We start from the raw sequence: 18,909 nt of genomic DNA on the forward strand, positions 1-18,909 counted from the left end.
GGAGTCAGCGATTATAAGAAAATTTATTGATCATCTCCGGTTTGGCTGTGTTGTTGAAGGCCGTCGTGAAAACATCCGCCGAGATGGACGGTATAATAGCAGAGAGTTTCCTAAAAAGATAAGCGGCGTCCGTAGCTGATCTCGGAAATGAAATCAGCGTGATAGGTATATCATGACGCACAAGGGCCTCCACAAGGTTTGCGAATTTTCTGCTCAAAACATCGGCCTGGTCTTCAGCTGTTTCAGTCCCCCACAGTCCGCCGTTGACGCTTTTTCCATCCTTCGCTCCCGTGGTTTCAAGTTGAACATGAGCCCGGCTGGCTGCTGCGTCGACCATTCTACGGACTGGGATGATTACATGGTCAATTTTGATGCCCGAGAGGAGCGCTTCGTCGACATAGTCGCAAAGGAACGGTGTTTTCACAATGGTAGGGATGTTCGCGTCGAATACATCTCGCTCTAGTCCCGCCCGCGCGTTGGGAAAGTAATCGTCGTCGGACCATGTGCCGGTATCAAAGCCCAATTGTGTAAAAAGTTGGATCAGGAATGTTGTTCCGGCGCGGCCGGTCCCGCTAATGAATATATGGCCTTGCGATCCTGAATCGAAGCGTCCGCTTAGACCTTCCATTTTTGCTATCCGTTAGCTACAACAGATCAATAACCGGGCGTATTCCAGAGAACCGCAGAATTCCCACAGAAATGGACTTTCACCGGATTGGTCGTCAACTTGGTTCTAGTTACGAAGAAGACTACCCAGGCCGCTCGCCACGCTGGCAGAACACGCTGGGGCCACATAACGCTCAATGACGTGCTGGTAGAGAGCAAGGTCAACATTCACCAGCGGATAGAGTTGGTCGCGGAGTGAAACAGGGATATCGCTAAGACTTGGTCGTGTCTGGGTTACGTTGCTTCGATCCATGCGAGTGTCTATCGGGAGGCCAAGTTTCCGGTCAATCTCCGTAGCCAACAACGGCATAGCCTCAGTTATACCCACAACCTCGAAGCTCTCGAGGTTTTTGATGGCTCTTTTTAATAGTTGATCTGCCGATATATTCCTGTGTTCATCGCGCGCGCTAAGCGTCGTTCCAAACGCGATCTGCCATGTTTGCGCGTTAACGACGTCTAAGACGACTGCATCGTCACGGCTATCGAGAAATTCCTCAAAGCTCACCAACTTAGCAATTCCTGGACCGAAGTCGGCGCCAGGAACTTCTCTCCAGTAATGATATAGGCTCACGATCCTATCAAAGGGATTGCGTAGCACAGTTACTAAGTGGCCGTTTAGCTTCGAAGCTACGTCGTAACCGATGTGGCTATCGAATAGCTTAAATGCGGCCAATTCGTCTAAATTATTCGAAAATTGCGATTCAAACTGGAGCTGACAAACTTCCTCGTGGTCATAAAATGGGCGCAGGGCATCTTTCAACCAAGTCCCTCCTGTCTTCCCGATATGAACGATCACGACGTTTGGCGAATCTGACATTCTCTTCCCCCTATGCGTCCGATAATTGGGGGTGTGCGTCTGGGTCAACCACCAACTGCGTGCTCCACTAAAATCTAACGCGGTCAGGGGGATTTCTTTTGACCCGGGAGACTTTTTTTGATCTACCGCCCCAATCAAGATGCGAGATTGCCCCCTCCGATATCAGGCGAGACCTTCGCAATGCGAAGTGGCACTAACGGTATCGGCTTTCTCTTGTGAACCGACAATGTACCGACATTTCAGGGGAATCCGAGTCGATGAAGACTGAGCGGCGGCTCGCGCCAGATTATGCCGACACAGATTACGTTAGGAACGAGCGGCAACTGGACCTCGAAGTTGCGTTGGAGAGGCAAGCCAATCGTATCAGGGCCTTGGAGGCTCAGGTCGATGCGCTGAGAGCGCAGGTAGCGCTTCGCAGATCGGGATTCAGGCGGTTTACGCAGTTGATGCGGCATACGATCAGCTGGTTTCCGGGCGGCCCTCGTCTTGTGAGCCTTTACGCTGCGTGGAAGGCTCCAAGTCTGTCCGGCTTTGCGGTGTCGGCCGACATTCCGCCAGCCATCGCCGACCTCGCCTCCGAAAGATCTAGAGCTCTTTTTTCCGATTGGCATGTTGGGTGTGTTCGAGCCTCCAGGCAAGCTGAACCCAATGCTCCTTTTGTCGATATCTCGATATCTGTTGTCCTTCACAATAGTTCTCGATGGATAGAGGGATTTACGTCATCCATTCTGAAGTCAAATTATCCGCTCAGTAAGGTGAACGTGATATTCGTTGACAACGATTCAAGGGACGACACGGTAGAAAAGGTCACCTCTTGGATCCAAAGCGTCGGAAGAGCTGTGGGGAGCACTTCGATTATTCGCAGGAAAAACGACGGGTATGGCGCAGGGAACGATGCGGCGATTGCTCTAAGCAGAACAGAATTAGTTCTTGTCACCAATGTGGACGTAGAATTCGATCCAAATCTGCTGCGTTGTATGGTCGGCGCTGCGATTGCTGACGAGCCGGATGTCGGTTGCTGGGAGGCTATGCAAGTGCCTTTTCAGCATCCTAAGTATCACGACCCGGTTACGCTTCAGACCAACTGGTGCAGCCACGCTTGCGTATTGCTTCGAAGGAGTGCTTACGTATCCGCAGGCGGATACGAAAAACGGCTCTTTATGTACGGGGAAGATGTCGAGTTGTCGTACCGGCTTCGCTCGGCAGGTTGGCGTTTGCGATATATACCCTTTGCTCGCCTTCTTCATCACCACGATGTCGAGAAGCAGGAGTTTCGCCCGTTGCAACTTTCTGGTTCCTTGGCTGCAAACGTGCTTCTTCGTCATAGGTACGGCCGGCCAATCGACGCATTTGTAGGGGAAGCGCTTTTGCGGGCGTTAAGGGCGACGACGCACGATCAACCTCGACTTCGAGCGATCCACGCTGCAATCCGGACCGTTCGCAGGCATAGGCGAGCGTTTATGACTACTCGTAAACGAAGGAACGGGTTCTTTCCGTTTTCCGGGTTCGACTATGACATCATTCGCGACGGAGCTTCTTTTAAACACAAGGCAAATATATCAGATGGTGTTCTGCCTACTGTTTCGATCATAACGAGAACTATCGAGGGGAGGGAATGGCTTCTCAGAGAGGCTATATGTTCAGTGCTTACGCAGACATATCCTTATATACAGCATGTCATTGTTGAGGATGGCAGTACGAGTGCAGGGCAACTGGTGGAGGATGTCCGAAATGCGTACGGGGCTGATATTTGCTATTGTCGCTCCACGAAGGGCGGGCGGACAGCCGCCGGCAACGCCGGGCTAAAGGCTGCCACGGGGGATTTAATCCTTTTCCTTGATGATGATGATCTTCTGTTCCCAGATCATATTGAGACGCTGGTTCAGACCATACAGAAGAATCCGCGCGCGATTTGTGCCTACTCGCTTGCCTGGATGGTTCGAACCGAAACCGATGCGGTGGCGAAGACGTATCGAGAATTGTCACACGATGTTGTGGCTTCTCATCGTCTGCCTTTCGACAGAAGTAGGCTCCTTGTGGAGAATATTGCCGCTATTCAGTCGGTGCTTTTTCGACGGCTCGCGTACGAAAAATGCGGCGGGTTCCATGAAGATATGGACCTTTTGGAGGACTGGAACTTGTGGTGTCGATTCTCGGCGCTCGGTTCTTTCGCTTTTTGCGAGAAGTTGACGTCGATCTATCGAGTCCCGGCGGACCCTGCTGTAGTGGCCTCCAGACAGCGGGGGTTTGACGAAAGCTATGAAGATGTCCGCAATCGAAACTTAAATGACATCTCTCAGCAGATGCTGGATTCCGAGCGGCTGACCAGACTCTCCGACATTGATGGAAACTGATGACTGACGAATTGTTCGTTCCGCCGGGGCATTTCTACAGCCCCATCCCGTCCCTTGAAGACCGTGAGTTGGCGCTACGCCAAGCCTGCGCCGCGGTCGGTTCGGAAGTTGATGGCCTGAACATCAATGCTGACGCAATGGTGGCGCTCTGGCGACGCATAGCACCTCGGACACTCGAAATGCCTTTCGGGGACGAGAAAGGGGCCGGCGGATATCGGTACCACTTTGCTAACGACATGTACTCCTTTGGTGATTCTGCTATCTACTTTGGTCTCGTTTGGCATCTGCAGCCAAGACGTATTATCGAGATCGGGTCGGGATACTCGTCCGCCCTCGCGCTGGACATGCGTGACGTCTTCAGGCGCGAAATAGCGCTTACCTTTATCGAGCCCTACCCTAATACGTTGAACGGACTCCTGCGCGAAGCCGATCGGTCGGATGTGACAATAATCGAAGACAAGGTCCAAAACGTCCCGGTTCACCATTTTGAATCTCTTCAAGCTAACGATATTTTGTTCATAGATAGCTCCCACGTTGTGAAGGCTGGGAGTGACGTCTGTTTCGAGATATTCAATATACTGCCGAAGTTGCGACCAGGAGTCGTGGTGCATTTTCATGATTGCTTTTGGCCGTTTGAGTATCCAAAGCAGTGGCTTGTTGAGCAAAACAGAGGTTGGAACGAGCTATACTTTCTTAGGGCATTTCTATCATACAATACGGTATTCGAAATAATATTCTTTAACAGCTATTTCGCGGCGACGCATCATAAAGAGCTTGCCGCTTTTCCAAGGACTCCCGTGCTTAAGAACCCGGGAGGAGGACTGTGGCTAAGGAAGAACAGATAAACTCATGTGAGTGAATTACAGGTCAGTCCTCAGATACACCGGGAAAGGATGATTAAGGGGATGGAGGGGACGCATTCTAGTCGACGGATCAATGCCATAGCTGAGGTAGTCGGTGCAAAGACCTACCTTGAGGTTGGCGTAGCTGACGGCGAAACTTTTTTTTCAGTATCTGTTCCGAACAAGACAGGCGTTGATCCGCATTTCAGGTTTGATCTCAAGAGTAAAGAATCAGAAGAAAATATATTTTGGCCGATAGAATCTGATAAATATTTTTTGGAAATTGTGGAAGAAGAAAAAAAGTTTGACATTGTATTTCTGGACGGATTGCATACGTTCGAGCAGACATTTCGCGACTTTTGCAACACAATTTTTGTTACACACAAAACGTCATTGATAATAATAGATGATACTATCCCATCTGATATTTTTTCATCAGTGCCAGACATGGATCTAGCTATTTCAACTCGAATACGCGAAGGTGGAACAGGTGCTGCATGGCACGGCGATATCTACAAGATGATCTATGCCATCCATGATTTCTTCCCGAGACTTTCGTATCTAACCGTCTCTGATAACGGGAACCCTCAGACATTTGTTTGGAGGGAGCCCAGAAGATATTTTGCTCCCCGATTTGGATCCCTTGAGGCTATTAGCCGAATGACTTGGTTCGACTTTCAAGGGAATATGGATTTAGCTTGTTTGACGCAGGAGAAATATGCAATCGCGGAAATCATCTCGAAGTTGTCGCCAAGTTCGATTTAGGTAAGACCGGAACGAGGGATTCTTTCCTGCCACTTCGCAATGTGAGCAGCTTCGTGCACAAGTTATTGAGTAGGCTTTCACTATGGCTTGCTAGAATAATGATACCTGCCTTTTCGGCTAACTCATCCATCCGCCTCTTGGCCTTCGCTTGAAACGAGGCGTCGCCGGCGCCAATCCACTCGTCCATCAGTAGGATTTCGGGGTTGAGCGCTGTCGCGACGGAAAACGCGAGTCTTGCTGCCATCCCTTGACTATATGCTTTGAATGGAAGGTCGATGAAGTCGCCGAGTTCGCTAAAGGCGATGATGTCCTCCATTTTCTCTTCGATCTCAGCCTCAGACCATCCGTTTATTAGCCCTCGCAGAACGATGTTTCTGCGGCCCGTCGCCTCTGCCCGAAATCCTAGGTTGATGTTGAACAACGCGTCAACCTTACCCTTTATCGCAACGGTTCCTCCGGATGGTTCATAGATTCCGTAGAGAACTTTCAGCAAGGTGGTCTTCCCTGCACCGTTGGGTCCGACGAGGCCAAGCCGGTCACCGGCACTCAGTTCGAAACTGATGTCTTCCAATGCCTGTACGTACTGCTTTCGGCCAGATTCCTGAATGGTGCCGCCGGTGACGTTCATGCGCCGGTCTCGGGCTGAGAGGGTCAATTTTTCGTGCAGCGTGTAAACCAGGCTCACGTTATCCAGCTTGATGGAAACCATGGGGATCTCAGATCATAAAAACGATTTGCCGGCGATATTTGCCTAGTAGCAGCAATGCGATCGCCCACATACCTATGGAAACGGTGCTGGTGACGGCAAAAGCATGAGCTGGGAATTCGCCGGTAAGGATGGGAACGCGAGCAATGTCCAGGAAATAGCTGAACGGGTTCCAGTGATGCGCATACTTTTGAATTCCGTCTTGCCCGGAGTAGACCCAAAAGACGGGTGTGAAGAACATTCCGACCCGCATCATATTGCCGATAATGAATTCGCTATCTGGAAAGAAGGCACCGGCAAATGCGAACACGGTGACGATGCCCGGAGTGGCGAGGAGAATCAGGAACAGACCGGCGCCCGACCAAAGCCAAGCTGGCGTGACGTCCGAACCGCTAAGCAGGAGAATGACAATACACCCTGCCACGGCATAACCCGCACGGATCGCAGACTGCATCGTCAGACGCATCACATAGACGAACAAAGGCAGTGTTGTGCCTTCGATGAAGCTGCGCTCACGCCTGAAGAGCGGTACACTTAAAGAAATGATTTCCATCAGGTAGAACCACACCATCAGGCCAATGGCCACATAGGCGGAATAACCGGCCGCATCCTTACCTGCGGGCTGGAACACGAAGACGAAAGTGCCAACGAAGGCGAGGTAGTTCACCAGCAGCCAGAGCGGTCCAAGCGTGGTGCGCCTGTGCTGGTCGCCTATATCCTCGTGGGCGAGGGCGATCCACACCCTTCGCAACTTCATCGCCCTGAAGATATCGTCGAGGGCGCCGTTCAGTGCCGAAATCATCGTTGTGGTGCCAGTTGTTCAGGTGCTTCGTCCCGCGCCCACACGCCACCGAGCACCCCTTCATAACCATTGCGACGGCCTTATGGCAACTCGGTGCGGCTTAATGAAGCCGGCTAGTCCTAATGTGAATCTATTAGCATAGCCTGGTAGATATCGCGGCAGTGCTCGCAGCGCGTTTAACAGTCTGAGCTGTTGTTGCTTCAAGACTTATCCTTAACATGATTTCCTGTGCAAAAAACCGCTAGCTCTCCTGCCGAGTCCGCGCTAATGCGGTAAGTGGGTGACGGGGCAGGGGATTCACAATTCAGAGTGGTGCCGGAGGATGGTTGATCCGGCGCGTTCTGGTAGTAGTTTCCTTTCGCCTGGAGTTCAGTACTACCCAATGACCGCATACGTAGAAGCCGTATCGGGACTTCGACCGAAGATGCGGCGCGCCATCATCATGGTCCAGGACCTCGTCATGGTCCTGGTCGCGGTGGCGCTTAGCCTGATCCTGTCGCAGTCGCGGCTTTCCTTCGCCGCGTTCTCCGCCGAGGGGCTGGCCTGCTGGGCGCTCATCGTGCTCGTCGCCCATGTGCTGTTTCGATTTTGCGGCCTTTACAACACCGTATGGCGCTTTGCCTCCACGCCCGACTTCTTCAACATCCTCAAGGGCTGCGGCAGCCTGTCGGTTGTCCTCTATCTGACCTCGCTTGCCTTCCGCTTCTTTTTCCAGCCGGTCTCCGGTCTCAACGAACGCCAGTTCATCGTTTTCTTCCTGGTCTCCTTCACCATCATTTCGGCGCCCAGGCTTTATTATCGCTTTCTCCGCGACGGCGCATCCTGGCGCATCCTGCGCCGCGCTCCGGGCGACGCGCCGGTCAAGCAGGCGCTGTTCATCGGCCGGCTGAGCGAGGCCGACGTGATCGTCCGCTTCACCCGCACGGCGGTGCCGGCCGAATACGCCATTGCCGGCATCATGGCGACCGAGGTTGAAGCGCCGCCCGGCACGCGGATCCGGGGCGTTCCCGTCGTGGCGCTGCGCCCGCGCCTTGTCGAGGTGCTGGAGGACTATGTCAACGGCACGGAAAACCTCGACCTGCTGATCTTCGGCAACGGCGCCGAGCGCGATATCGAGGACTATGCCGAATTGGTGCGCGTCGCCCGCCACAGCGGCATCGCCGTCGTCCAGTTTTCCGGCCTTTCCGAATTGGGGCAGGGCGGCAAGCTGGTCCTCGACGCGGTCGAGATGGAAACCATCATGCGCCGTTCGGCGGTCGCCACCGACACGGCGCGTATCGGTGCCTTCGTCGGCGGCAAGCGCGTGCTGGTCACCGGCGGCGCGGGTTCCATCGGCCGTGTCCTGGTCAAGCGCGCGCTGGAGCTCGGCGCCGAGGCGGTGCTGGTGGTCGACAATTCCGAGTTCGGCATTTTCCAGCTCGATCAGCTGATCGACGACAAGGACCGCGACCGGTTGACCAGCCGCATCGTCGACGTCACCGACCGGCCGCACATGTTGCGCCTCGTCAGCGAGTTCAAACCCTCGATCCTCTTTCATGCCGCGGCGCTGAAGCACGTGCCGCTGCTGGAAGAGAACTGGGAAGCGGCGATCGAGACGAATGTCTTCGGCACGCTCGCCTGCGCGGAGGTGGCGGCCGAATGCGGGGTGCCGCAGTTCCTGCTAATTTCCAGCGACAAGGCCGTCGATCCCACTTCGGTGCTCGGTGTCACCAAGCGGGCGGCCGAGCAGATCGTCTCCTCGCTGCATGAAACCCACGCGGCGCCGTCGCGGGCGCAGGGCGGCGCGGCGGACGCTCAACGGGCCGGCGCGCATCATGCCCGTCACCTCGGCGTGCATGGTTCCGGCACCAAATTCGTCGCCGTGCGCTTCGGCAATGTCTTTGGCTCCAACGGCTCGGTGGCGACCATCTTCCAGGCGCAGATCGAGGCCGGCGGGCCGGTCACCATCACCGACAGGCGCATGACCCGCTATTTCATGACCGTGGCGGAGGCGGTCGATCTCGTCATCATGTCGGCCGCCGATGCCGAGCAGCGCCAGGGCAGGGACGACTATGCCATCTACATGCTCGACATGGGCAAGCCCGTGCCGATCTTGGAAGTCGCCGAGACCATGATCCGCATGGCCGGCAAAAGCCCCTACACCGACATTCCGATCCGCTTCACCGGCATCAGGCCCGGCGAAAAGCTGCACGAGATGCTGCATGGCGAGAACGAAGAGGTCGTCAAGCTCGACACCGCCAAGATCTTCGGCCTCAGGGGCGACGTCGTGGAGTGGCGAAGGATCGAGGCCGCGCTGCCGGCGCTGGTGGCCGCGATGCACGATCGCGACAAGGCGGCCGCGCTTGCCATCCTGGCCGGGCTCAACCTGGCGGGGGAACACGCCGGCGCGCCCGCGCGTGCGGTGCCGAAAGCGGCAGGACAGATCGGTTAGCATGTCTCCCGAAAGTCGAACCCGGTTTCGGGACAAAGACATGCGTGATATCAACAACCTAAAGCGCGCTACGCGCTTTAGGCCTGTGCCGCCCGCCCGCAACTGGCTGCTGGCGCCTCTCCGAACGCCGCGCGGGTTCTGAGGCCGTGACCGGAAAAGATGAGCGCGTGGCCGTTCTCATGGGCACCAAGGATGGCGCGGCATTCATCGGCGAGCAATTGGAGTCCCTGCTCGCGCAGTCCTGGCCTGCCGTCGATCTCTGGGTTTCCGACGACGGCTCGACGGACGCCACGGCCGCAAAGGTCGAGGCCTGGCGGTCCCGCTGGAACAAGGGTTCCCTCACGCTGGTGGAAGGACCGCGAGAGGGTTTCGCCGCCAATTTCCGCTCGATGATCATCGATCCCCGTATCGATGCCGATTACTATGCCTTTTGCGACCAGGACGATGTCTGGGAGCCGGACCGCCTGGAGAGCGCCATCCGCTGGATGCAGGCAGAGGATATTGAAGCGCCGCTCCTGTTCTGTTCGCGCACGGCGACCATTTCCGAGACCGGCGTCCCGGTCGGCCATTCGCCGCCGTTTCGCCGCCCTCCGTCCTTCCGCAACGCGCTGGTGCAAAGCATCGCCGGCGGCAACACCATGCTCTTCAACCGGAAGGCGCGCGACCTTCTGGCGAAAGCATCGGCAAGAACCGAATTCGTCAGCCATGACTGGTGGGCCTATCTCATCGTCACCGCCGCCGGCGGCAAGGTCCGCTACGAGCCGAGGCCGCTGGTCAGGTACCGGCAGCATGCGGCAAACCTCGTCGGCGCCAATGTCTCGTGGCGGGCGCGACTTTCAAGGCTCGGGCGGCTGTTCCAGGGCCAGTTTGCCACCTGGACCGACAGCAATCTCAGGGGCCTTGCCGTCAATCGCGACCTCATCACGCGTGACGCGGCGCTCTGTCTGCGCCTGTTCATCAGGGCGCGCAAGGGCAGCGCCTTCAGGCGCTTCAGCCTGCTTGGCAAAAGCGGCGTCTACCGGCAGACCCTCATGGGCACGCTCGGGCTCTACCTCGCCTTCCTCTTGCGGCGGATCTGAGCCGTGACGGCAAAGCGGGCCTTTGACTTGGCTGTTGCGGCGGTGATGTTGGCGGTGACGTCGCCGATCGTGCTGGTCGCGATGCTGGCGATCCGGGCGACGTCGCCCGGCGCCGCCATCTTCTCGCAAATCCGCGTCGGCCGGGGCGGGGCTCTCTTTTCCTGCCGCAAGCTGCGCACGATGCGTCGGAACACGCCGTCCTTGCCCACCCATGAGGCGCCGGCCGGGTCGGTCACCGCGGTCGGCAAGGTGCTGCGCGCAACCAAGATCGACGAACTGCCGCAGCTCTGGAACGTGCTCAAGGGCGAGATGAGCCTTGTGGGGCCGCGTCCATGCCTGCCGACGCAGACGGAACTGATCGAGCGGCGCAAGGAACTGGGCGTGCTGGCAGCGCTTCCAGGCATCACCGGGCTCGCGCAGATCAAAGGCATCGACATGTCGGACCCAAGGCGCTGCGCCGAGGCCGACGCGGCCTACGTCAAGGCTGCCTCCATGGGCCTGGACCTCAAGATATTGCTGGGTACGTTCTACCGCGCATAGGGCGTTTGACCGCTGCACGGAAACGGCGAGCCGCTACTCTTGCTTCGATGAAATTCCGGACGGGAGACCGCTTACGCTTCTCCTGAAGCTGCTTTACCGGCCTGCCTTGCCAGTTCCTCGAGCCGGCCGAGCGTTTCGGGTTCCGGCATCCAGCCCTCCGAGGCCAGCAGCGACGAATCGCAGATCTGTGTTGCCACCAAAGCCTGCCACGACGTCTGTCTGCCGACCAGCGTGGCCAGCAACCGGAGCGGCCAGGCCGGCATGGGGAGAAGCCGGGTCGGCCGGCCATATCCGCGCCGGAACGCCCTGATGATTTCGAACGTCGCAACCGGCGAAAGGTCTCCCAGCACATAGATCGGGCGCGGCTCTGCGGGGCGAGTCAAAAGATGCGTCACGGCGCCGGCTACGGCGTCCTGCGAGATAAGCGTACGGACCGCCGTCAAGGCGGCTGTCGGCAGTGGCAGGCCGCTGGCTGCCAGCCGCATCAGTCCGCGCAGATTTCCCTTCATGCCTTCGCCGTAGACCGGCGGCAGCCGCAGCGTCGTCGCGCCCTCGCGTCCGGCCGCGGCAAAAGCCTCCAGCATTGCGATCTCGCCTTCGCGCTTGGAGCGTCCGTAGGCGCATCGCGGGGCAGGGGGCGTGGCCTCGTCGATGGTGCCGTTGAAATCGGCTCCCACGACGGCCCGGATCGAGGAGAGATAGATGAAGCGCCCCTCGGCGTGATTGGCGGCCGCCTGGGCGAGCCTTCCGGTCAGCGTCGCGTTGATGGCCCGCAAGTCGGCCTCGCCGGCGCCGCGATCGTTGTTGAGCGCCGCGCAGTGAACGACATGCGTTACATCGCGCATCAGCGCCAGAAAGGCTTCCTCCGGCGCATCGGCGCCCGGCAAGGCGACGGCGTCATCGGCGCCCGCCAGTCGGTGCGGCAGGCGCGAGGCGATCCGCAAGTCGAACCCGGCCTCGCGCAAACGGCCGATGATCCGCCCTCCGACGAAGCCTGTCGCGCCGGTGACCAGGACCTTCATGGCCGCGGGGTGACGCCCGGCGCCATGGCTGGCCCGCCTTTCCCGGTCGGCGCCACCGTTTGCCCGGACGCAAGGTAGGTTCCCGAGATCAGGAACACCATCAGCGTGGCGTCGAGGATGTCGTGTCCGATGAGGATGCCGGTCAGTCCGGCGATGAGATAGGTAATGACCGCGACAAGGATCATCGTCGCGCCGAAACGCTCCACCGGATCGGCGCTGATACGAAGCGTCCTTGTCGCGTTCCAGGCGGCAACGACGAAGATCGACGCCAGGGCCAGAGCTCCCAGCAGGCCGGCCTCGACCAGCGCTGTCAGGAAGCCATTGTGGAAATGGCTGAGGGTCACCTGCACGCCGAACTGGTCCTGAAGCCCTTGCTTCATCAGCGCGCGGCTCGCCGAGATGCCGTGGCCGAAAATCGGCATTTCGCGAAATGCCTTGACGCCGATTTCCCACATCGCCACGCGCAGGCCCAGCGCCGTCGAATGGTCGCCATTGGCATTCAGCGCATCCCAGTCGCTGACGAGGAAGTCGGCTCGATCCAGGATGACGTGAAAGCCGACGGCGCCAATCACGAGGGCGACCGCGCCGCCGAGGACCGCCAGGCGCGCCATGCTGGCGCCGGCGAACCGGCGGCGATTGATGAGAAGGACGACGATGCCGGCGATCGGCACGGCCACCCAGATCATGCGCGATCCCGAATAGACGATCGCCATGGTTCCGGCCACCGCCGCCAGCACCAGCAGCTTCCAGCGCTTCTCGATCCCCGACAGGGCGCCGGCGAGGCACAACATGACGGCAAGGCAGGTCACTGTTGCGAACACGATCGCGTTTCCGGCGCCGCCCTCGGCTCTCGTGGCGAGCCAATGATACTGGACGATTGCGAGCGCCAGCGCGCCGAAGCAGGCCGCGGCGCTTGCCAGAATGGCGATGCGCGCCAGCGTGGTCTTCCCGGTGATGCTCCAGGTCGAATAGGAGATGGGGAAGAACAGGAAGGTGATCAGCGGCAGGAACAATCGCAGATCGGCCGACAGCCTGCCATTGACCACCGAAGCGAGAAACAAGGCCCCGCAATAGGCATAGATGGCCGCCGTCAGGGCGAGCATCGGCCGATCGATGTTGAAGCGCCGCCGTTTCGTAGCCAGCAGGATTACGGACCATACACCGCCGGAGTTGAAGGCGATGCTGACCAGCGACCCGAGCACCGGCGGCGAGAAGAAGCAGACGATCGAGAAATAGATGTTGATCTGGGCGGGCGTCAGGTGGCGCCGGAGCGTTGTCAAAGGGTTCAAATGCTTGCTTCGCAATTTCCAGGTTTGCGCCCGGATCCGCGATGTCAGCCGATGGCTGGCCCGAGGGACTCCGTTTGCCGCGCCTTGCCCGTTCCCGAGCCCATATAACCGCTGGCGCCGTTCCGCGATAGGGCGGCTGACGAAGTACCGACAGAAATCCTTGGTCCGCGAGACCGCCGGACCTACCGGATGCCGGCCTCCTCCTCGCTTTCGTGTTTCGAACGCCCGGGCAGGTTTTTTCCGCTTTCCCGGTCTCTCTTGGAAAATTCGTTCGCTAATCACCTCAGGCCGGGCGCGTCCTGCATTGTTAGGAATGGCGCCGATCTGTTAGAACGCCCGCAGAAAACAGTTTGTCCAGGTGAAATCTGCGCAGGGCGGCATGGGATTGCGCCTGCGATGCCGGATTTCCGCTCGGCGGCACGAGAGAACGCTCGACAGTCCATGAATATCGCGCTCACGCATCTACAGCGGCTCGAGGCCGAATCCATCCACATCTTCCGCGAGGTCGCGGCGTCTTTCTCCAAGCCGGTGATGCTCTATTCGGTCGGCAAGGATTCCTCGGTGCTGATGCATCTGGCGATGAAGGCCTTCTATCCAGCAAAGCCGCCTTTTCCGTTCCTGCATGTCGACACCACATGGAAGTTCCGGGAAATGATCGCCTTTCGCGACCAGATGGCGCGCAAGCTCGGCTTCGACCTGCTCGTCCATGTCAATGAGGATGGCGTTCGCGACGGCATCAACCCCTTCGATCATGGCTCCAACACCCACACCCATGTGATGAAGACGGTGGCGCTGCGCCAGGCGCTCGACAAGTACGGCTTCGACGCCGCGTTCGGCGGGGCCCGCCGTGATGAGGAGAAGTCGCGGGCCAAGGAACGCATCTTCTCCTTCCGCAATGCCCAGCATGCCTGGGATCCGAAGAACCAGCGGCCGGAAATGTGGAAGATCTTCAACACCCGCATCGCGCCGGGGGAGTCGATCCGCGTCTTTCCGCTGTCCAACTGGACCGAGCTCGACATCTGGCAGTACATCCTGCAGGAGAACATCCCGATCGTGCCGCTCTATTTCGCCAAGGAGCGCCCCGTGGTCGAGCGCGACGGCATGCTGATCATGAAGGACGACGACCGCATGCAGTTGCGTCCCGGCGAGGCGATCGAGAACCGCCTGGTGCGCTTCCGCACGCTCGGATGCTATCCGCTGACGGGCGCCATCGAGTCGGACGCCGATACACTGGAAGCGATCGTCGGCGAGATGCTGACCGCTCGCACTTCCGAGCGCCAGGGCCGCCTCATCGACCGCGACGAGGCGGGCTCGATGGAAAAGAAGAAGCGCGAGGGATATTTCTGATAATGCGCCACATCATGGCCAAGAGCCTCGCCCAGACCGATCAGATCCGCGACTACATGGCCGCGCAGGAGAAGAAGTCGCTGCTGCGCTTCCTCACCTGCGGCTCGGTCGACGACGGCAAGTCGACGCTGATCGGCCGCCTGCTCTCGGACACCAAGCAGATCTTCGAGGACCAGCTTGCCGCGCTCGAGAAGGACTCGCGCAAGCACGGCACCACCGGTGACGACATCGACTTCGCGCTGCTGGTCGACGGGCTGGAGGCGGAGCGCGAGCAGGGCATCACCATCGACGTCGCCTACCGCTTCTTTGCCACTCCGAAGCGCAAGTTCATCGTGGCCGACACACCCGGCCACGAACAGTACACGCGCAACATGGCGACGGGCGCTTCGACCGCGGACCTCGCCATCGTGCTGATCGACGCGCGCCAGGGCGTGCTGCGCCAGACCAGACGTCATTCCATCATCGCCTCGCTGCTCGGCATCCGCCACATAGTGCTTGCGGTCAACAAGATCGACCTCGCCGGCTTCGACAAGGCCGTGTTCGACCAGATCGTCGCCGACTACGGCGAGTTCGCGAAAGACCTTGGCTTCGTCAGTGTCGCGCCCATCCCGATGTCGGCGCGTTTCGGCGATAACGTCACCAGCCGCTCGGAGCGCACGCCCTGGTATTCCGGGCCGTCGCTGATCGAGCATCTTGAAACCGTGTCGGTAGACGAGGCGGCGATCGAACTGCCGTTCCGCTTTCCCGTCCAGTATGTGAACCGCCCGAACCTCGATTTCCGCGGCTTTGCCGGCACCATTGCCTCGGGCACCGTCTCTGAAGGAGACGAGGTTGTCGTCGCCAAATCGGGCAAGGCTTCCCGGGTCAAGCGCATCGTGGCGCATGGCGGCGACCTCGAGCAGGCCATCGCCGGTCAAGCGGTCACGCTCGTCCTCGAGGACGAGGTCGAAGTGTCGCGCGGCAACATGCTGGTGGCGCCGGCGGCACGGCCGCAGGTGGCCGACCAGTTCGCCGCCAACATCGTCTGGTTCGACGAGCAGGCGCTGCTGCCCGGCCGCTCTTACATCCTGCGCACCGAGACCGACCAGGTCAGCGCCACCGTCACCGACCTCAAGTACCGGGTCAACGTCAACGATTTCGCGCATGAAGCTGCGAAGTCGCTCGACATCAACGAGGTCGGCGTCTGCAACCTTTCGACGCGCGCTCCGATCGCATTCGATCCCTTCGCCGAGAACCGCACGACCGGCGCCTTCATCCTGATCGACCGCATCACCAACGCCACCGTCGGCGCCGGCATGATCCTGCATTCGCTGCGCCGCGCGGAAAACATCCACTGGCAGTCGCTCGATGTCGGCAAGCGCGGCCGCTCCGACCTGAAGAACCAGCGTCCGGCCGTATTCTGGTTCACGGGGCTGTCGGGCTCGGGCAAGTCGACCATCGCCAACCTGTTCGAGAAGAAGCTGTTTGCGTCTGGCCGCCACACCTACATCCTCGACGGCGACAATGTCCGTCACGGCCTCAACCGCGATCTCGGCTTCACCGATGCCGATCGCGTCGAGAACATCCGCCGCGTCGCCGAAGTCGCCAAGCTGATGGCCGATGCCGGCCTGATCGTCATCGTCTCCTTCATCTCTCCCTTCGCCGCCGAGCGCCGCATGGCGCGGGACCTGATGGCCGAGGGTGAGTTCGTCGAAGTGTTCGTCGACACGCCGTTCGAGGAATGCGCAAGGCGCGATCCGAAGGGCCTTTACGCGCGCGCCCTGAGCGGCGAGATCAAGAATTTCACCGGTGTCGATTCTCCTTATGAGGCGCCGGAGAAACCGGAAATCCACCTCAAGACTCTCGGCAGGAGCCCGCAGGAGATGGCGGAAGCCCTGGAACACTGGCTGATCGAGCGCGACATTGCCGAAGAGCAGTATGACAATGGCGGCGGTATCTGAAGACGAAGTCATGCTGGGCGTCTTCGAACGCCTGGCGCTGGACGCGGGGCGCGAGGTGATGCGCGTCTTCCACGAGGGCTGCGCCGTCGACAGCAAGTCCGACTCCTCGCCGGTGACGGAAGCCGATCGAGAAAGCGAAAAGATCATCCTGGCCGGCCTGCGCGCCGCCTATCCGGATATCCCCTGCGTGGCTGAGGAAGAGGTCGCCGCCGGAATTGTCGCCCCCGATCTCGACGGTGCCTTCTTCCTGATCGATCCGCTCGACGGAACCAAGGAATTCGTCAACCGCCGCACCGACTTCACAGTCAACATCGCGCTGGTCCGTAGTGGCGTGCCGGAAGTCGGAGTCGTTTACGCGCCGTGCACCGGACGCTTTTTCTCCGGTCGGCCGGGCAGGGCCGAGGCATTGGAGGTCGATACCGACTATCGCATTGCCGGCCGCCGGTCGATTGGTGTGCGGCAAGCGGCGACGCCGCTCGCGGTCGTTGCCAGCCGCTCGCACAACACGCCCGAGACCGAGGCTTTCATCCGCGACCTCGGCGCCGCCGAGATCGTCTCGGTCGGCTCGTCATTGAAATTCTGTCTGCTCGCCGCGGCGGAGGCCGATATCTATCCGCGCTTCGGCCGCACCATGGAATGGGACACGGCGGCGGGTGACGCGGTGCTGCGTGCCGCGGGAGGCATGACGTGCACGCTGGACGGCCAGCCGCTCGTCTACGGCAAGCGCAACCAGGCCGGCGACAGCGATTTCGCCAATCCCTATTTCATCGCAACAGGGAAGAGCGCCGCTTAGAGCCTTGACGATTGGCAGCCGCCAATTGTGGCGTCGTCATCCTAGGGTGGAGCAAGGAGCGAAGCGACGCGCGCAGACCCTAGGATCCGTGCCGTTACGCTAAAGCGTTGCAGCGGTTACAGAATTCCGCACCCTTGTGCTCGACGTCGAAGGTCACGGCAATGGATCCTCGGGTCAAGCCCGAGGATGACGAAGGTGGTGTTTACGCCGCCGCCACATGCGCCGAGTTCGAGCCGATGTAGTTGCGGATCGTCTCGATGATGCGGTCCTGGTCGGCTTCGCTGAGATAGGCGTGCATCGGCAGGCACAGGATCTGCTTGGGCAGTTCTTCCGAGACGGCAAGACCCGTCGGCGTGCGCGGATAATCCTTGTAAGCCACCTGGCTGTGCAGCGGCTTTACATAATAGATCACCGACGGAATTCCCTTTTCGCCGAGATGGGCCTTCAGCCCGTCGCGCTTCGGCGTCTCGATCGCATACTGCGCCCAGGCCGAGCGGCCGTTTCCGAGATTGCGTGACGCCTTGACGATGTCGCCCAGGCCCTTGGCGTAGCGGTCGGCGACCGCCTGGCGCGCCACCAATTCATCCTCCAGGACGGCAAGCTTCTCGATCAGGATCGCCGCCTGCAGGGTGTCAAGGCGCGAATTGATGCCGACGCGGACATTGTCGTATTGCGTCTCGCCCTTGCCGTGGAAGGCGAAGGATCTCAGCTTGTCGGCCAGCGCGCTGTCATTGGTGAACATCGCGCCGCCGTCGCCATAGCAGCCAAGCGGCTTGGCCGGATAGAAACTGGTCGAACCGACATGGCCGAAAGCGCCGCACATCTTGGCGTCGGCGGAACCGCCCATCGACTGGGCGGCGTCCTCGATCACCAGCAGGTTCTCGCGCTTGGCGATCGCCATGATCGCGTCGTAGTCGGCAGCAAGCCCGAACAGGTCGACGGGGATGATCGCCTTCGGCTTCAGCCTTCCTTCCTTCCTGATCATTTCGATCGCAGCCTCAAGGCTGGCGATGTCGATGTTATAGGTGTCTGGATCGACGTCGACGAACACCGGCTCGGCCTTGGCGAGCGCCACCACCTCGGCCGTCGCGGCAAAGGTGAAGCTCGGGACGAACACCGCGTCGCCCGGGCCGATCCCGGCGGCAAACAGCGGCAGTAGCAGCGCATCGGTGCCGTTGGCGCAGGCGACCACATGCTTGACGCCGACGTAAGCCGCGAGCTTGTTCTCGAACTCGGTGACCTGCGGCCCGAGAATATAGCGGCCGTCCTCGACAACATGGTCGATCGCGGCCTTCAGCCGGTCACGGATACGTTCGCGCTGCGCGCCAAGATCGATGAATTGCATGTCGGCCTCAAAACTGCCCTTAAAACCGGCCCGCTGGTAGCAGACTTGAGCCGGCGGAGAAAGCCGGTGGCTGTGGACGCAAATTGCGTATGTATCGCAGCCTGTTACCGATTTGCCGGCGCAACGCCTGAAAAAGCTGGAAATCCGAGCTTTGAAAGACGGTCGCCAGCC

Annotated in this window: 16 protein-coding genes; 9 read left to right on the forward strand and 7 right to left on the reverse strand. The window is 59.4% G+C overall.

The genetic code is table 11. From position 1 onward, the window contains the following. Positions 1-4: 4 nt before the first annotated feature. Positions 5-628, reverse strand: coding sequence for a hypothetical protein (locus ACR64R_RS02305; RefSeq protein WP_487360083.1), 624 nt, complete (start codon positions 626-628; stop codon positions 5-7). 105 nt (positions 629-733) lie between these two features. Then, entirely contained in the window at positions 734-1,483 is a 750-nt protein-coding gene (locus ACR64R_RS02310) for a sulfotransferase family 2 domain-containing protein (protein ID WP_487360084.1), read from the reverse strand. 257 nt (positions 1,484-1,740) lie between these two features. Here ACR64R_RS02310 and ACR64R_RS02315 point away from each other — a divergent pair, with 257 nt between their 5' ends. Genes ACR64R_RS02315 through ACR64R_RS02325 form a run of 3 tightly spaced genes read left to right on the forward strand, consistent with a single transcriptional unit; the run spans position 1,741 to position 5,444 of the window. Further along, entirely contained in the window at positions 1,741-3,837 is a 2,097-nt protein-coding gene (locus ACR64R_RS02315; RefSeq protein ID WP_487360085.1) for a glycosyltransferase family 2 protein, read from the forward strand. Next, positions 3,837-4,682 carry a class I SAM-dependent methyltransferase gene (locus tag ACR64R_RS02320; RefSeq protein WP_487360086.1) on the forward strand — a complete coding sequence of 282 codons (846 nt, stop codon included), beginning with the start codon at positions 3,837-3,839 and terminating at the stop codon, positions 4,680-4,682. Before ACR64R_RS02315 ends, ACR64R_RS02320 begins: the two co-directional genes overlap by 1 nt. Positions 4,683-4,742: 60 nt before the next feature. Continuing rightward, complete coding sequence (locus ACR64R_RS02325; RefSeq protein WP_487360087.1) at positions 4,743-5,444, forward strand: class I SAM-dependent methyltransferase; 702 nt, start codon at positions 4,743-4,745, stop codon at positions 5,442-5,444. Here ACR64R_RS02325 and ACR64R_RS02330 read toward each other — a convergent pair. After that, complete coding sequence (locus ACR64R_RS02330; protein WP_487360088.1) at positions 5,413-6,153, reverse strand: ABC transporter ATP-binding protein; 741 nt, start codon at positions 6,151-6,153, stop codon at positions 5,413-5,415. The two genes, ACR64R_RS02325 and ACR64R_RS02330, sit on opposite strands and share 32 nt — an antisense overlap. Positions 6,154-6,160: 7 nt before the next feature. Next, positions 6,161-6,952, reverse strand: a complete 792-nt coding sequence (locus tag ACR64R_RS02335; protein ID WP_487360089.1) for an ABC transporter permease — start codon at positions 6,950-6,952, stop codon at positions 6,161-6,163. A 382-nt stretch (positions 6,953-7,334) separates the two neighbouring features. Here ACR64R_RS02335 and ACR64R_RS02340 point away from each other — a divergent pair, with 382 nt between their 5' ends. The 3 genes from ACR64R_RS02340 to ACR64R_RS02350 all read left to right on the forward strand — a co-directional run bounded on the left by ACR64R_RS02340 (position 7,335) and on the right by ACR64R_RS02350 (position 11,002). Further along, on the forward strand, positions 7,335-9,383 hold the full coding sequence (locus tag ACR64R_RS02340; protein ID WP_487360090.1) for a UDP-N-acetylglucosamine 4,6-dehydratase: 2,049 nt from the start codon (positions 7,335-7,337) through the stop codon (positions 9,381-9,383). A 167-nt stretch (positions 9,384-9,550) separates the two neighbouring features. After that, positions 9,551-10,462 carry a glycosyltransferase family 2 protein gene (locus ACR64R_RS02345; RefSeq protein WP_487360091.1) on the forward strand — a complete coding sequence of 304 codons (912 nt, stop codon included), beginning with the start codon at positions 9,551-9,553 and terminating at the stop codon, positions 10,460-10,462. A 3-nt stretch (positions 10,463-10,465) separates the two neighbouring features. Beyond that, on the forward strand, positions 10,466-11,002 hold the full coding sequence (locus ACR64R_RS02350; protein WP_487360092.1) for a sugar transferase: 537 nt from the start codon (positions 10,466-10,468) through the stop codon (positions 11,000-11,002). Positions 11,003-11,073: 71 nt separating this feature from the next. Here ACR64R_RS02350 and ACR64R_RS02355 read toward each other — a convergent pair whose 3' ends face one another. Next, entirely contained in the window at positions 11,074-12,024 is a 951-nt protein-coding gene (locus ACR64R_RS02355; RefSeq protein ID WP_487360093.1) for an NAD-dependent epimerase/dehydratase family protein, read from the reverse strand. After that, positions 12,021-13,313, reverse strand: coding sequence for an O-antigen ligase family protein (locus tag ACR64R_RS02360; protein WP_487360094.1), 1,293 nt, complete (start codon positions 13,311-13,313; stop codon positions 12,021-12,023). Before ACR64R_RS02360 ends, ACR64R_RS02355 begins: the two co-directional genes overlap by 4 nt. 441 nt (positions 13,314-13,754) lie before the next feature. On the opposite strand from ACR64R_RS02360, the gene cysD reads away from it, so the two are divergent. Genes cysD through cysQ form a run of 3 tightly spaced genes read left to right on the forward strand, consistent with a single transcriptional unit; the run spans position 13,755 to position 17,393 of the window. After that, on the forward strand, positions 13,755-14,660 hold the full coding sequence (gene cysD / locus ACR64R_RS02365) for a sulfate adenylyltransferase subunit CysD (protein ID WP_487360095.1): 906 nt from the start codon (positions 13,755-13,757) through the stop codon (positions 14,658-14,660). Between the two features lie 2 nt (positions 14,661-14,662). Beyond that, a complete protein-coding gene (gene cysN / locus ACR64R_RS02370) occupies positions 14,663-16,600 on the forward strand; it encodes a sulfate adenylyltransferase subunit CysN (RefSeq protein WP_487360096.1) in 1,938 nt (645 codons plus the stop codon). Positions 16,601-16,610: 10 nt separating this feature from the next. Further along, positions 16,611-17,393, forward strand: coding sequence for a 3'(2'),5'-bisphosphate nucleotidase CysQ (gene cysQ / locus ACR64R_RS02375; RefSeq protein ID WP_487362358.1), 783 nt, complete (start codon positions 16,611-16,613; stop codon positions 17,391-17,393). A gap of 202 nt (positions 17,394-17,595) precedes the next feature. Here cysQ and ACR64R_RS02380 read toward each other — a convergent pair whose 3' ends face one another. After that, entirely contained in the window at positions 17,596-18,738 is a 1,143-nt protein-coding gene (locus ACR64R_RS02380; protein WP_487360097.1) for a DegT/DnrJ/EryC1/StrS family aminotransferase, read from the reverse strand. Positions 18,739-18,909: the final 171 nt, after the last annotated feature.

The sequence above is a fragment of the Mesorhizobium sp. MC2-1-1 genome (assembly GCF_057597255.1).